The 16231-nt window shown below is 43.8% G+C and carries 12 protein-coding genes; all 12 read right to left on the bottom strand.

The annotated features are described in order from the left end of the window. Window positions 1-485: 485 nt before the first annotated feature. Window positions 486-2264: an excinuclease ABC subunit UvrC gene (gene uvrC, locus HNR44_RS01230; protein WP_184402309.1), complete on the bottom strand. Its 1779-nt coding sequence runs from the start codon at window positions 2262-2264 to the stop codon at window positions 486-488. 81 nt (window positions 2265-2345) lie between these two features. Then, window positions 2346-2660: a thioredoxin gene (trxA, locus tag HNR44_RS01225; RefSeq protein ID WP_184402308.1), complete on the bottom strand. Its 315-nt coding sequence runs from the start codon at window positions 2658-2660 to the stop codon at window positions 2346-2348. 226 nt (window positions 2661-2886) lie between these two features. Then, entirely contained in the window at window positions 2887-3864 is a 978-nt protein-coding gene (locus HNR44_RS01220; protein ID WP_184402307.1) for an electron transfer flavoprotein subunit alpha/FixB family protein, read from the bottom strand. Window positions 3865-3877: 13 nt separating this feature from the next. Further along, window positions 3878-4651: an electron transfer flavoprotein subunit beta/FixA family protein gene (locus HNR44_RS01215; protein ID WP_184402306.1), complete on the bottom strand. Its 774-nt coding sequence runs from the start codon at window positions 4649-4651 to the stop codon at window positions 3878-3880. 114 nt (window positions 4652-4765) lie between these two features. Then, window positions 4766-5536, bottom strand: coding sequence for an enoyl-CoA hydratase (locus tag HNR44_RS01210; RefSeq protein WP_184402305.1), 771 nt, complete (start codon window positions 5534-5536; stop codon window positions 4766-4768). Between the two features lie 25 nt (window positions 5537-5561). Then, window positions 5562-6161, bottom strand: coding sequence for a fatty acid metabolism transcriptional regulator FadR (gene fadR, locus HNR44_RS01205; RefSeq protein WP_281381332.1), 600 nt, complete (start codon window positions 6159-6161; stop codon window positions 5562-5564). A 167-nt stretch (window positions 6162-6328) separates the two neighbouring features. After that, on the bottom strand, window positions 6329-8041 hold the full coding sequence (locus HNR44_RS01200) for a long-chain-fatty-acid--CoA ligase (RefSeq protein ID WP_184402304.1): 1713 nt from the start codon (window positions 8039-8041) through the stop codon (window positions 6329-6331). 405 nt (window positions 8042-8446) lie between these two features. Continuing rightward, complete coding sequence (locus tag HNR44_RS01195; protein WP_184402303.1) at window positions 8447-10813, bottom strand: endonuclease MutS2; 2367 nt, start codon at window positions 10811-10813, stop codon at window positions 8447-8449. A 10-nt stretch (window positions 10814-10823) separates the two neighbouring features. Further along, complete coding sequence (polX, locus tag HNR44_RS01190; RefSeq protein ID WP_281381331.1) at window positions 10824-12551, bottom strand: DNA polymerase/3'-5' exonuclease PolX; 1728 nt, start codon at window positions 12549-12551, stop codon at window positions 10824-10826. 15 nt (window positions 12552-12566) lie between these two features. Next, entirely contained in the window at window positions 12567-13094 is a 528-nt protein-coding gene (locus tag HNR44_RS01185) for a CvpA family protein (protein WP_184402302.1), read from the bottom strand. Between the two features lies 1 nt (window position 13095). Next, window positions 13096-13341, bottom strand: coding sequence for a cell division protein ZapA (gene zapA, locus HNR44_RS01180; RefSeq protein ID WP_184402301.1), 246 nt, complete (start codon window positions 13339-13341; stop codon window positions 13096-13098). Window positions 13342-13751: 410 nt separating this feature from the next. Further along, the gene (gene pheT, locus HNR44_RS01175; protein WP_184402300.1) at window positions 13752-16169 is read right to left on the bottom strand and encodes a phenylalanine--tRNA ligase subunit beta; all 2418 of its coding nucleotides are present in this window, start codon (window positions 16167-16169) and stop codon (window positions 13752-13754) included. Window positions 16170-16231 lie beyond the last annotated feature (62 nt).

Raw genomic sequence — 16231 nt, 5'->3', positions numbered from 1 at the left:
GAGTATGGCTTGTTTTTGCTCCGCGTGTTTTGTGTCCCCTTACATTAGAAAACTGCCGACAAAACGCTCTTCTCCTATTTATCATTCTCATAAATGTAAGGGACGACACATGACTACAGATCTCTTCAAATCGAAATATGTAATTCGAAGCTATCCAGTTATATAAAGTCATGCCTATTTTACGTATGTTCATCTTTCCGACAATTTTTATTGTACTCTCCCGTCCCACTATCGTCAAGAAAGCATGATTGTTTATATAACATTATTCGACAACCTTTACAAAGCCAGGAAGAATATCGTGCTTTCATTCATCTTCCCATCGGAAACGATATTTCCTCAAACCGATATACAGTGATTACGGGTATGATTAATGTGGATAAACGTGATCTCCTATTATGTACTAAAGTGCGGCAAACTACCGAAAAAATGACATTCCTCTCCATTCAACAGTAAAAACCCCCTATTTATCACGTGAAATAGGGGGGTTACGCATCCTCAAGTTTTCTCATAACCTCTTTTGCCACCTGCTCAGGGATTGAAGCTTGTTTAAACTCCTCCAGCGTTGCTTCTTTCATTTTCTTCATGGAACCAAAATGACGCAGTAATTTTCGCTTGCGCTTCTCACCGATCCCGCTAACATCATCAAGGATAGACGAAAACGCATTTTTTCCACGTGTTTGCCGGTGAAAGCTGATGGCAAACCTGTGGACTTCGTCTTGTACTCGTTGCAATAGATAAAAAGCGTGGCTGTCTCTGGCGAGATGAACTGGTTTTGCGCTTTCTCCAATAAAAAGTTGGGATGTTTTATGCTTGTCGTCCTTCGCCATCCCTGCGACAGGGAGGGGTAAATTAAGTTCATCTTGCAAAACGCTGATAGCAGCTGATAATTGTCCCTTGCCGCCGTCCACAAGCACTAGATCAGGCAATGGCGCCTCTTCTCTCAATAGTCGTAGATAACGTCTACGGATGACTTCTTTCATTGAAGTATAATCGTCGGGCCCTTGAACCTCTTTGACACGATACTTACGATAATCCTTCTTAAAGGGTTTTCCGTCCTCAAACGCAACCATTGCAGACACTGGATTCGTCCCTTGAATGTTTGAATTGTCAAATGCCTCTATTCGATAAGGGGGATCAATATCAAGAGCTTCTCCAAGTTTCTCTACGGCGCGAACCGTTCGCTCTTCATCCCGTTCGATTAAATCGAACCGCTCTTTTAAAGCAGCTTCCGCGTTTTGTGTCGCTAAGTTTAGTAATTCTTTTTTCTCTCCACGTTTGGGCTCTAACACTTTAATCTCAAGCATCTTCCTCATATCTTCAGTAGATTCACTCGGGGGTACAATGATTTCTTTCGGTTTAATATGGGCATCTTCCCAATAAAACTGGCCGACAAACGTCAAGAAATCCTCTTCTGGATTTTGATAAAAAGGAAAAATCGAGACATCCCGTTCGATTAATTTTCCCTGTCTTATAAAAAAGACTTGGACACACATCCATCCTTTATCGTAAGCATAAGCAAAAACATCTCGATCCGTGCCATCAGTGGCTGTCATTTTCTGTTTTTGCATCACATCATCAATGTGTTTGATTTGGTCCCGGAGCTCTTTTGCCCGCTCAAAGTTCAAATCCTCGGAAGCTGCATGCATTTTTTCCTCGAGGTTAGCACGAATTTCTTGATGACCGTTGTTTAAGAAACGCTGAATGCCTTGGACGAGTTCTTTATTTTTTTCTTGCGAAACCGGAAATTCACACGGAGCCACACATTGTCCGATATGATAATACAAACAAACCCTGTCGGGAAGGGTACGGCATTTTCGAAGTGGATACAAACGATCCAGCAGTTTTTTTGTCTCATTTGCAGACATGGCATTCGGGTATGGGCCAAAATAACGGCCGCCGTCTTTTTTCACTTTACGGGTTATAATCAAGCGGGGGTGCTCTTCGTTTGTAATTTTCAAGTACGGGTACGACTTGTCGTCCTTGAGCAGAACGTTATACTTGGGTTCATACTTTTTGATAAGGTTCATTTCCAAAATTAACGCTTCAATATTGGATGATGTAATAATATACTCGAAGTCCTCGATTTGACTGACGAGCGTCTGAGTCTTGCCGTCATGACTGCCAATAAAATAGGAACGCACGCGATTTCGAAGGATCTTCGCTTTCCCAACGTAAATAACAACCCCGTTTTTATTTTTCATTAAATAGCATCCTGGTTTGGCAGGAAGAACACTAATTTTTTCCTTCAGTGCGCTGATATTCATCACCTCCGATCCTGAAGAAGTGGAAAAAAGCCTGGTGGTATAATCACCAGGCTTTAGTCACAATGCATCCATTCGCTTTCATTACGTATGCTTTTCCAACAATTCGACGAGTGCTTCTTTCGGTTGGAAGCCGACGACCTGCTCAACTTGTTCACCGTCTTTGAACACCAACAATGTAGGGATGCTCATGACTCCGAACTTGCCTGCGGTTTCTTTATTTTCATCAACATCGATTTTCGCGATGGTGACTTTATCTCCCATTTCACTATCAACTTCTTCAAGCACTGGAGCTACCATTTTACAAGGTCCGCACCATGTTGCCCAGAAATCAGCAAGAACGACACCTTCTGATGTTACTTGATCAAAATCTTGATCCGTTACATTTTTAATAGCCATTTCCATTCTCCTTTCCATAGTTATCATATCACACATGCATTATAGCATTCACATAAACACGGAGCGAATCATCTGCTTATTATCATGAAAAGACCCTTCATAGCTAGAAAGGGCACAGTTTTTGAACGCACGAAAGGCTCTCTTACCATCACATTCACCCGCTTGCAATTTGGTGAGTGCATAAACTAAAAGAGACAGCAGGTAGCTGCTGTCCCCTGTTTATAAATTATGCACCGGCCATTTCTTTCTTAAATTCCTCAGTAAGTAGCGGTACAATATCAAAAAGATCACCAGTGAGGCTGTAATCCGCGACATCGAAAATCGGCGCTTCAGCATCTTTGTTAATCGCTACGATAACCTTGGAGTTCGACATACCTGCCAAATGCTGGATAGCCCCGGAAATGCCAACTGCAATGTAAAGATCTGGAGTAACAACTTTACCGGTTTGACCAATTTGCAAGGAATAATCGCAATACTCTGCATCACATGCTCCTCGGGAAGCACCGACGGCACCACCAAGAACATCTGCTAATTCATAGAGCGGCTTAAATCCTTCCTCGCTCTTAACTCCACGGCCTCCAGCAATAATGACATTCGCTTCCGCTAGGTCCACACCGCCGCTTGTCTTCTTCACTACTTCTTTTACAACGGTCCGTAAATCTTTTAGTTCCACAGAAACCTGGCTTGTTTCCCCGCTCCGGCTTGGATCTTCTTCTAAAGGTTGAATGTTATTTGGTCTCAATGTTGCAAAAAGTAGGCCGCTTGTGACACTTTGTTTTTCAAAAGCCTTTCCCGAATAAATGGGCCGGGTGAAAATCACTTCATCTCCAGCAACCTCAAGATCGACAGCATCAGAAACCATACCGGAATTTAATTTTGCAGCGATTCGTGGTGCCACATCCTTTCCCGGTGATGTATGCGGGATTAAAAGTGCATCCGGAGACTCTTCATCGAGCACTTGTAAAATCACTTGTTTATAAGCATCCGTCGTATAATTTTTCAAATCGCTATGCTCAGCAAGCAAAACACGGTCCGCACCATGATGGATCAATCTTTCCGAGAAATCGCTGACTTGATCACCGCATAATAACGCTACAACTTCGTTGTCCCCGGCGATTTTTCGTCCTGCCGCGATTGTTTCAAAACTGACATTTCTTAATTCGCCATCACGAACTTCAGCGAGCACTAATACTTTTTCAGCCATTGGCAACTCCTCCTTATATGACTTTCGCTTCGTTTTTCAGTAAGCTCATCAGCTCTTGAACCTGCTCATGGGGTTCACCTTCTAATCTCTTGCCAGCATCTTTCTCTGGCGGAAGGAATCGATCAACGGTTCTTGTTTTAGCTTCCAAATCATCTTCATCCAAATCAAGATCATCAAGATCCAATGTTTCTAATGGCTTCTTTTTCGCTTTCATAATCCCAGGGAGCGATGGGTAACGTGGTTCGTTTAGTCCTTGCTGGCAAGTCACGAGTAAGGGGAGATTAGCTTCAACGATTTCAACGTCACCCTCAACATCCCGTTCAATGTATGCACTTTCACCATCGATATCCAGTTTTGTGATCGTTGTCAATTGATTAATTTCTAATTTTTCAGCAAGGCGGGGAGCAACTTGGCCTGCACCATCATCAACCGCCACATTCCCACCCAGGATAATGTCATACTCTTTATCCTGGAAAAAGGCACTGAGCATTTCAGAGATGGTATAGTGATCGATCTCGCCATCCAAGTCTTCGGTGTCGAGCAATACTGCTTGGTCAGCCCCCATCGCCAACGCGGTCCGCAATTCCTTTTCCGCGTCTTCATTACCGACGGTCACGACTGTGATTTCGCCTCCATGAGCTTCCTTAAGAACAATCGCTTCTTCGATGGCGTATTCATCATAAGGATTGATGACAAATTCAGCGCCTTCTTCGTCAATGATTCCATCATTAATCTCTACTTTTTCCTCGGTATCAAATGTTCGTTTCATAACGACATAGATATTCATAAGTCCCTTTCCTCCTTCTCACTATTTAGAAAGACTGGATCTTCGCAAATAGCGAAAATTTAAGTCTTTTCATACATCATACAGGATCCCTATCATTCTTAGTAGTGTAAAAAATTACTGGTCTTTAAACTCGGGTTTCCGTTTGTCGATAAATGCCTGAACCCCTTCTTGGCGATCAACAGTATCAAATACCTTACCAGATAGTGCTGCCTCTCGCTCAAGCCCATGATCCCGGCTGGCTTCCCTGGCTAAAGGAACGAGTTCAAGAATAGCTTCTATACTATTGATACTTTTAGAAGCAACGGATTTGGCTAATCGTTCTGCTTGTTTTCGTAAACCAGCTTCATCTTCAGCAACCGCGTTGACTAACCCGAACCGATAAGCTTCTTCACCGCTGATGGGCTCACCAGTCAACATCATTTCCATAGCTTTATTGCTTCCGACCACTTGCGGTAATCGCTGTGTCCCACCATAGGCCGGGATAATTCCCAAATTCGCTTCAGGGAGGCCCAGCTTTGCATCTGTGGTCGCTAGCCGTATATGACATCCCAGGGCAAGCTCTAAGCCTCCCCCTAATGCAGCACCATGCATAGCAGCGATGATTGGTTTAGGATAATCTTCCATTAGATTAAAAATGGCTTGCCCTTTCTTGGAAAACCGTGAAAACTCTTCTCCCGACGGAAGAGAGGAAAACTCTTTAATATCAGCACCAGCTACGAAAAATTTTCCTTCTCCACGAATTACAACAACTTTCACACTTCGATCGGTTTTAAGTTCAGTGAGGGCTGTGTCTAAATCGTCCAACAAAGCTTGAGACAACGCGTTCGCCGGGGGGCGATCAATTGTAAGCCAGGCAATGACTCCTTCTTGTTTTTTATGAATCATTTCACCAGCCTCCTTGTCCTAGAATTCATAAATGGTTTCTAAACCCGGCATACAACATTTCATATACCGGACGCGAAAGCGCCTTCAAATCATATTTCCGCTCTTTCATCACCCAATTTGTGACCATTTCATCAAGAGTACCAAAAAGCATCTGCCGACCGAGCTTTTCATCTAGATCTTTATGAAAAACCCCTTCTTCTTTCCCTGTTTGTAAGACATCTTCCATTAAATGAACATACATTTTAAGAACCTCATTGATTTGGATACGTAAATCCCTTGCTGATTGACGCATTTCCAACTGCATAACGACACTTAAGTCCGGTTGGTCAGAGAATTGCCGAAAATGCATCTCGACAATTTGTTGTAACTTTTCTTGTGCATTAGAGCACGTCGACATGCGCTCCTTAATCGTCGAGATAAATGCCCCCATTTTCATACGGAACAACGAGACGAGAATATCTTCCTTATTCTTAAAATATAAGTAAATCGTTCCGTCTGCAACGCCCGCTTCCTTTGCAATCTTTGAGACTTGTGCATGATGATACCCATGCCTTGCAATCACACGGACAGCCGCATCAATAATTAATTGGTACTTTTGCGAGTTCTTTTTATCCAGTGCCATCATCGGCTTCTCCTTACTTATACTTCGTCTGAAACTTTAATGAATGATTACTCATTCAGTATATCTGAATTACAAACATCTGTCAAATGAGGGATCCCTCGCGAATTTTTTAAGAATGGTAAATCAGTTCGATGTACCAGCGCTCAAACTGATCTACCGAACGTTTCAGCCTACCCTTGCTTTTTCATCTCATCATCTTCGGCTGTTTTAGACATCTCTTCTTCAACGAGTACTCGTCTTAAAACTTTGCCGACGAGCGTTTTCGGCAATTCCTTTCTCGTTTCAAACACACGAGGAATTTTGTAGGCTGCCAACTTGGTTCGGCAAAACTTTTCAAGCTCCTTTTCACTAAGTTCCTGCCCCTCTTTAAAAACGACGAATGCCTTCACGGTTTCACCACGATAAGGGTCGGGAACTCCAATTACTGCTGCTTCCAGAATCGCTTCATGTTCGTAAAGCACTTCTTCTATTTCTCTTGGATAGATGTTAAATCCGCCTGCAATGATCATATCTTTCTTACGGTCAACGATATAAAAGTACCCATTTTCATCTTGATACCCCATATCCCCGCTCTTAAACCAATCTTCTTGAAAAACCGCTTTTGTCTCCTCTTCTTTCTGCCAATAGCCTTGCATGACTTGCGGACCTCGAATGGCGATCTCACCAACTTCGTTTATATCCGCAAACGTGCCGTTTTCCTGATCTAAAATCGCCATCTCCGTATCCGGCCATGGCATACCAATGCTTCCATGTTTCCGAACTTCCCAAATTGGATTAGAAGCTGCCACGGGGGACGTTTCGGTTAACCCATAACCTTCCACAAGCTTACCACCCGTTTTTCTTTCGAATGTGCCCTGCACCTCTTTTGGAAGCGGAGCTGCACCACTCAAACAAGCTTTAATCGAGGACAAATCATGCTTTTCAAGATCAGGGTGATTTGTGATCGCGATATACATCGTTGGTGCTCCGGGGAATAAGGTAACTTTCTTCTTTTCAATCGTTTTTAACACTTGTTTTGCATCAAATTTTGGCACGATCACCAATTCAGCGGCGTGCATGATGGAAAGGTTCATTGCCGTCGTCATTCCATAAACATGGAAAAAAGGTAAAGCTGCTAAAATACGTTCATTGCCTTTCTCCGCCTGATACATCCATTTAATGCATTGCTCAGTATTCACCACTAGGTTATAATGCGTAAGCATGACTCCTTTAGGAGTGCCCGTTGTCCCTCCTGTATATTGAATTAACGCCAGGTCTTCTCTCGAATCAATCTTTACGTCTTCCCATTCCTTGCTTGCCCTTTCCACTGATTCCTTCCAGTGATGTGTCATATGATCATAGCTTACTTCAATTTTCATACCTGTATTTTTCTTTTGAATGAATGGATAAATCTTGTTTTTAGGGAATGGCAAAAAATCCTTGATGCCGGTGACAAAAACATGCTCAAGTTTCGTATTGTTACGAATCTTTTGGACACGGGGAAACACCATGTCTAAACAGACGAGCACTTTCGCTCCGGAATCGATCATTTGTTGTTCAATTTCCCGTTCCACAAACAAAGGATTTGTCTGTACAACAATTCCACCTGCAAGCAACGCTCCATAATAGCTGATCACTGATTGCGGAGTGTTGGCAAGCATTATAGCCACGCGGTCACCTTTTTCAACACCATGAGATTTTAGTGCATTTGCAAATTGTTTTGAGTAGTCATACAACTCCTGATAGGTCATATCCCTTCCCATGAAGTGAATTGCCTTTTTTTCAGGATATTCTTCAGCAGACTCTTTTAAGAAATCAGCCAGAGGTCTTTTCGAGTATTGATAAGATGCTGATACTTCTGACGGATAATTTTGCAGCCAAGCCGGTGCTTCTTGATTCACCATAAAACTTCCTCCTTCGATGACTTATTAATCCGACCCACCTTTATCATAATGCAAACGCTACCAATAATAAATATTTTAAGACTATTTTATTAAAAAAATTATAGAAACATTTTTTGTCAAGGCGATCAATTAGCAACCATGCCCGTCTCTTATCGATAAACATAGTGAAGTGCACAAAGAGCCGAGTCGTTCACAGAAGACGCAGCTTTCAACATTTGTCTTAAGGATTTTGTCCCGGCCTTTGAACAGCCTCTTACAGGGCAATCACTAAATAAATAATACCTACGATGAAAAAACCGACCCCACATGTAATCAAAACTTTCCACAATGTATCCAAGCCCATCAGCCTCCTAGGGAAAATAAAGGAGAGGCGCGATGCCCCTCCTCCGCACGTTTTCGCCAAAACTATTTTAGATCCACAACTGTATTTCCGATGCCGCCCTCGTTCATGCCGCCATCACGTGTTCCTTTTACACTTGGGTGTTTTTTCAGCAGTTCCTTGACCCCTTTTCGAAGCGCTCCAGTGCCTTTTCCATGAATAATATGGACACGCGCATAGCCAGCAAGAACTGCCTCATCAAGGTATTTTTCCACTCGTGCCATTGCATTTTCGTAACGTTCACCACGCAAGTCTAATTCCGGTTTGACGCCTGCCTGATTTCCACTTACACGAGTGAGTGTTCTCTGAGGTTTTTCAGCCTTTGGCTGCTCTGTTTTTTCCATATCTTCGCTTTTAAGATTCATTTTCATGATCCCAACCTGCACGTTGTATTCGCCCTTGCCTGACTCCTCAATCACTTGGCCCTTTTGATTAAATCTTGGGACGAACACTTCTTCACCTGGGGCATAGCTTTGCGCTCGCTGTGCCTTCCTTTTTACTTGTTTCTGCTTTTTTGTTAATTGCGGAGCGGCTTCTTCGAGACCTTTTCTTGCTTCAATAAGTTCATGCTCTTTAACTTCGTGGCCTTCTTGTTGTAGACGTCGTAAATCAGCAACGATTTCCTCGGCTTCGTTCCTCGCCTTATCCACTTCAGTAGCCGCTTTTTGTTCTGCTTCTTCATAAATTGCTTGTTTTTGATTTTGTAGATCAGTAAATGCTTGCCTTAGCTCACGATGAAGCTTTTCCGCTTGCTGACGTGTTTCTACAGCTTCTTTCTCCGCCTCCTCGGCCTGTTGATAACGTTCTTCTAATGACGTAATCATTTGCTCAGCCTGCTTCGTATCAGTAGATAATTCGTTCTCTGCAGCTTCAATAATCGTCTCAGATAGACCGAGACGACGGGATATAGCAAAAGCATTACTCCGTCCAGGAACACCGGTGAGTAAACGATAGGTTGGGCTTAAGGAATCAACATCAAACTCTACGCTTGCATTCATGACGCCTCGACGGTTATAGGCGTAGCCTTTCAACTCTGTATAGTGAGTAGTAGCTACTGTACGTGCACCTCTTTCGTGCACTTCATCAAGGATGGAAACGGCAAGCGCCGCTCCTTCAGCTGGATCTGTTCCGGCTCCTAATTCATCGAATAACACAAGGCTTTGTTCGTCTACTTCTTGCAATATGGAAACGATGTTCGTCATATGGGAAGAAAACGTACTCAGGCTTTGTTCAATAGACTGTTCATCACCAATATCAGCATAAACATTCTTAAAAACTGTGGCTTCTGCTTTTTCCGATGCCGGCAAAAACAACCCTGATTGAGCCATCAGGGTAAATAGTCCCGTCGTTTTTAACGCCACGGTTTTCCCGCCCGTGTTCGGACCGGTAATGACAAGCGATTGATAATCACCGCCAATCGTAATGTCGATGGGAACGACATCTTCAGCGTTCAATAACGGATGCCTTGCTTGCGGGAAATGTACATACTGACGATCATTCAATTTTGGTTGGACACCCTTCATTTTTTGCGCGTACCGTGCCTTGGCAAAAATAAAATCCAGCTGGGCAAGAATTTCCATATTTTCTAATAAAGCCTCATCCTCAGCCGCTACCTTTTCGGTTAGTTCACGGAGGATTCTTTCAATCTCCTGTCTTTCTTTCAGCCTCGCCTCACGAAGCTGATTATTGGCCGTTACGACTGATTGTGGTTCTATAAAAAGAGTTTGACCTGAAGAGGATTGATCATGGACAATTCCTCCAAACGCGTTTCGGTACGCTTGCTTTACCGGAATAACGTAGCGTTCATTACGAATGGTTACTACACGATCTGAAAGTTTTGTTTCAGCATCCTTGGAACGGAGAATCTGCTCCAATTTTGAGCGAATGGATGACTCGAACGTACGCATTTGCTGCCTTGCTGTACGAAGGGCAGAACTCGCATGGTCAAGAACATATCCGTCATCACCCACCGTCTGACGAATCGTACGCTCCAATTCCTTTAATGGCCAAATATTATTCACATAGGTACGTAAAAGAGAAAGAGAAAGTACTTCTTCCTCTTCAAGTAATTGCTCAATAAACGTTGTTAGTTGATGACCTGCGCGAATCGTATCACCGATATCTGTAAACGTCTGGGCATCAAGGACACTTCCAACCTGAGCACGCTTGATTTCTGCGCGAACATCATGCACTCCGCCCAAGGGAGCATGTCCACGAAAACGAAGAACCTGTTCTCCTTCTCTCGTTTCCTCCAGAGCGTTGGCCACATCAGTCATTTCTGTATGGGGAACAAGGTCTTTCACTTTATCTTTGCCAAGTTCGCAGGCCACATGATCGGCCAGTTGGCTTTTCATTTTCCTGTATTCTAATGTGCGAAGCATATCCTCTTGCATAGCTGGCACCTCATTTTTCTAGCGACATTCGTTTTCTTTTAACATAATTCTTGATCTCTTCCTTTGACCAAGCGTTCATCACTTGATCGGTGAGAAGAAATGCTTTCTTCGCTGCTCCTACCCCAAACACCATTTGCGCCAGACCTTCTGCTCGGTGCGCATCCGTGTTGATCGCTATCGTCGCGCCTTGGTCGACCGCGCGTTTCAGCACACCTGCTGACAAATCTAAACGATGAGGGTTGGCATTCAACTCTAACGCTGTTCCTGTTTCTGCCGCTCTCTTGAATAACCAGTCCATATCCACAGCATACCCATTCCGCTTGCCAATTAGGCGACCGGTCGGATGGGCAATCAGATTCACATAAGGATTTTCTAGGGCTGCGTTTATGCGCGAGCGTATTTGCCTTTCTGTTTGAGAAAAACCGGAATGAACCGAAGCAATGACAAAATCGATCTGCTCTAGGGTTTTGTCTGAATAATCAAGGGTTCCGTCTGGGCGGATATCCATTTCAATACCCGAAAATAGATGAATATCATTCAGCTTTTCGTTGACATTTCGGAGCTCCTCTTGCTGACGAAGTACACGCTCTTCACTTAAGCCATTAGCGACTTGCAAATAGCGTGAATGATCGGTGATGGCGATATACTCGTAACCACGCTCGATGGCTGCTTTTGCCATATCCTCGATCGAGTTCGCCCCATCACTCCAAACGGTATGCATATGGAGGTCGCCGCGTATAAGTTTAAGGTCTATATTGTCATCCCTTTCCTTAAACCAACTTGTTTCAATCGTCCCTTCTCGGGCTTCCGATGGAATTTCGTATAAACCAAAATGGGCAAAGAATTCTTTTTCATCTTTAAATGTGATGATTTCTCCTGTATCTATATTTTCCACACCGTATTCATTAATCTTCTCTCCTTGCTCCTTCGCAATCCTTCTCATCAGCAGATGGTGATCCTTGGAACCAGTAAAATGATGGAGAGCCGTCGCAAACGCTTCATCTGCAACAATCCTGAAATCAACATTGACAGAATAGCCTTTATCCAGCTGCAAGGAAACCTTCTTTTCGCCATCGGCTATGATCTCACTAATATCCGGCAGATTTTTGAGCTGTGCTTGAACAGACTCCGGATCCCGACTTGCAATTACATAATCAAGATCACGGATGGTTTCCTTCAGACGTCGTAAACTGCCCGCCCGTCCAAAGCGAATGGTATCCGTAAACTGCTCAAGTTCTTTCTCGATTTCAGCAGCTACTTGCAACATAAAAGCAACCGGTAAACGTTCAGGGCGTTCATTCGCTGTACTCAGCGCTTCTAATATTTTCTCCTCTGTTTTAGCGCCGAAACCTGCCAATTCACGTACTTGTTTCTCTTCACAGACCCGTTTTAACGAATCGGCATCCGTAACTCCGAGCTCATGATGAAGCTTACCTATTTTTTTTCCTCCTAAACCCGGCAATTGTAAAAGGACAGGCAAGCCTGCTGGGACCTTTGCTTTTAGGTCTTCCAGCACTTCGGTTCTACCTGTATCACGAAGGGATTCAATAACTGCAGCAGTCCCTTTTCCGATCCCGTTCAACTCCCCGGGGTCATTGATTTCACTAAGGGTGCGCGCTTCTCGTTCAAGCGCTTGGGCAGCTTTACGGTAAGCCGCAATTTTAAAAGGGTTTTCCCCGGATATTTCCTGGTAAATGGCAATCGTCTCTAACGTTTGCATCACTTCTTTTTTATCCAAGAGCTCCGCACCTCCCTATGACAATAGTTCTTGCAACCACTGTGACAAAAACGGAGTGTACTCAATCATAAACCTCGCAATTGTAGAGTTGGCAATCATTTCCTGGACTGTCGCAAAGGGTAAGAAAGAGGCAACAATCAGCAGGACAAACACAATTAAATAAGCTTCGACTAAACCAAGGACAGCACCCAACAAGCGATTGACAGTACGCAGAATGGGCAAATGGCTGACAAAGTCTAACATCGAAGCGATTATATGCAATAAAATACGCGTAGCGAAAAAAAGAATGGCAAAGGCAATGCCGTTATAATATACAGACTCAAAATTGAACGCCGATATAAACATGTCTCCATTGTTTCCGTCTAAAAAGTTCGGATAAGGCACCCATAAACGTAAATATTCAGCAACGGGATTAAAGAATAAAAAGGCGACGATAAGCGCCCCAAAGAAACTGATAAGGTGAAAGAACTGCAGAACAAATCCCCGTCGTGACCCAACAAATAAGTTAGCTAAAAAAATAAGCACTATAAATAAACTCAACATATTAATCCTCTTCTTCGGTGTTTATTTCTTGTTGTTTTTTTATATATTCGTCTGCGATATTAACAGCCGTAAGTACAGCAAGCCGCCTCGTATCAAGGTATGGATTCACGCCTTTCATTTCCCTCATTTTTGCATCCACATAAGCTGATACCTCATTGACATGCTCTTGCGACTCATCACTGATCACTGTATATTTATTTCCATAAATCGACACAGTCGTTCGTTTTTTTTTCTGATCTTCCGCCACCTGTGAGCGCCTCCCTTAATTTATGTAAAGCGAACATACTAACCCTATTTTATACTTCATCATAACAGATTCCATGACTATTGAAAATCAAAAAGGGGCGCTATAAGTGCGTGTTCAAAAAGGAGACAAAAAGAGCCGAGAAGTTTTAGAAAAGGTTCGCTTAGCGGCTTATGCTCTGGAGTGCAAGGAAGCCCGTCTCGAGCATCCTGCTTGCACCATGAAAGCATTCCCTCCTCACGAAGGAAAGGGGAGTTCTTTTCCGAGGAGAAAAGCGCCAGCTGGTTGCTTCGTAAGGGTTACCTCGCACGAAGAAAAAGTGATTTTCTTTTTCGAGGAAGTTTTCCCGGACTTTTTGAACATCCTCTATAATAAAAGCACCCATTTTTGACTTGAAATGGGTGCTCGTGACTTTAGTGGCGCAGTGTCGCGCCTAGACGTGTTTTTAATGCAGCTACAATGTCTTCATGAATATTTGCGATTTCCTCATCCTTAAGTGTACGCTCACGATTAAGGAATAGTAACGAATATGCCAGTGACTTCTTCCCTTCTTCGATATTTTCCCCTTCGTAGACGTCAAAAAGGTGAATATCCTCAAGCCACTTTCCTGCCGCTTCAGAAATTACTGATTCAATCTCAGCTGCGGCAATATTTGCATCGGCGACAACAGCCATATCTCTTCGAATCGATGGGAATCGAGGAAGGGGTTGATAACGAAGTTCTTCATTATTAACTGTAAATACGGTTGCCGCATTTAATTCAAAAACGAATGTAGGTGCCAGTCCCCGCTCCTCCTGAATAGCTGGGTGAAGCTGACCAAGAAAACCAACAACCTCACCGTCCATGATCACATCGGCAGTGCGTCCCGGATGCATCCCGTCTCGTTTACGGGCACGGAATTTCGCCTTCTGCTCTTTTCCCGCCTGCTGCAGCATTCCTTCGACAATTCCTTTTACAACATAGAAATCCACAGGGACCTCTTCACCATTCCAGGCATAGTGGTACCACTGTCCACTCAATGTTCCTCCAATGTGTAAACGTTCTTCAGGCTGCTTATTTTCATCAGCAGTTGGAAAGAAAACAGTACCCACTTCAAATAAGGCAACGTTAGCTAATTGCCGATTCAAGTTATGCAAGGTGGCGTCAAGAAGATGGGGAATCAGGCTTCTCCTTAACACCTCGCGCTCCTCACTCATCGGCATAAGCACGCGAATACCCTGGTCATGATCATTGATGAGAAACTCATCTGCTTTTTGGGCGCTTGTGAGGGAGTAAGTAATTGCTTCTTGCATTCCTGTACTCTCAAGATAACGCCGGATTTTGCGACGTCTCTTTTGTTCGTCCGTTAGTGCACCAGCCGAGCGAGCCCCGGTAGGTAACGTCGTCGGAATATGGTCATAGCCGTAAAGACGAGCAACCTCCTCGATCAAATCTTCTTCAATGGTTATATCCATACGACGGGAAGGGATTCGGACCCGCCACTCCTCACCAATATCAGTGACCTCTAATCCAAGACGGATTAGGATCGTCTCTACTTCGTAAACGCCAAGTTCTGTCCCTAGACGTACGTTAAGACGCCCCAGATTTAAATAAACTTCTTGCTCAAACGCTGGCAATTCACCAGATTCGACCGTTCCTTTTAAAACAACCCCGCCAGTAATTTGTTCCATCAAAGTCGCTGCCCGTTCAGCCGCTTCTGGTATTCGCTCAAAATCCAAGCCTTTTTCAAAACGCTGACTCGCTTCGCTACGTAAACCATGCTCCTTTGATGTTTGCCGCACGCGCAATGCATCAAATTGTGCCGTTTCTAACAATACCGTCCTTGTATTGGACTGTACTTCTGAAAAAGCACCGCCCATTACACCGGCCATCGCAACAGGTTCCTCGCCATTTGTAATCAACACATCCTGCTCGAAAAGTGTACGTTCCTGCCCATCCAATGTCCGTATCGTTTCATTCTGTTTTGCCCGGCGGGTGACAATTTGATCTGAACCAAAACGATCATAATCAAATGCATGGAGCGGCTGACCATACTCCAACAATACATAGTTTGTAATATCCACAATGTTATTGATCGGACGAATACCAGCTGCCATTAGGCGTGTTTGTAACCATAAAGGCGAGGGGGCTACCGTTACTTCATCAATGACTTTCGCTCCATAATAAGGAACATCTTCTCCATTTGTGACTTCAACTGTTATATGATCTGCAGCATTTTTTCTGATGACTCCGTGTTCATTCTCAGGGAGGTGGATCGGACGATCCAGCAAAGCTGATAGCTCATAAGCCACCCCAAGCATATTTAAACAATCGGGACGGTTAGGGGTTAAATCCAATTCCATGATCACATCATTGAGCCCAAGAATCTCTAGGGCATCGCTCCCCGGTACCGTATCATTTGGCAGTTCAACAATTTTATCCTGCTCAGATTTGGCAAGCATACGCTCACTAAAACCTAATTCATCGAGTGCGCAGATCATTCCTGCAGAAGTTTCACCGCGGATCGTTGTCTCTGTAATGTTCTTTTCCCCCGGGAGGATTGTACCGGGAAGGGCAACAACAACCTTTTGTCCCTTTGTTACATTGTTTGCACCGCAGATAATTTGATTGGTGTTCTCCCCTACATCCACTTGGCACACCGTTAATTTCTCTGCCTCTGGATGAGGAGACGTTTCTAATACTTCGCCAACAACGACCCCTTCGATCCCGTTATGATAACGATGGAGCCGATCAACTTCTACCCCCCCTCGCGTGAGGTATTCTGCCACTTCCTCAGGTGTCACATCGGACAAATCAATATAATCAGCCAACCACTGATAGGAAACGAGCATCTCGTTTCACCTTCCTTCATTCATAGATTTTCATGTCGTATCTTTCCGTTTGTTTATTGTAA

Origin of the sequence: Geomicrobium halophilum, assembly GCF_014207655.1 — a bacterium.
GTDB lineage: Bacteria > Bacillota > Bacilli > Bacillales > Marinococcaceae > Geomicrobium > Geomicrobium halophilum.
Note: the sequence above shows the minus strand (reverse complement) of the source record. Positions and strands in the feature narration are given on the sequence as shown.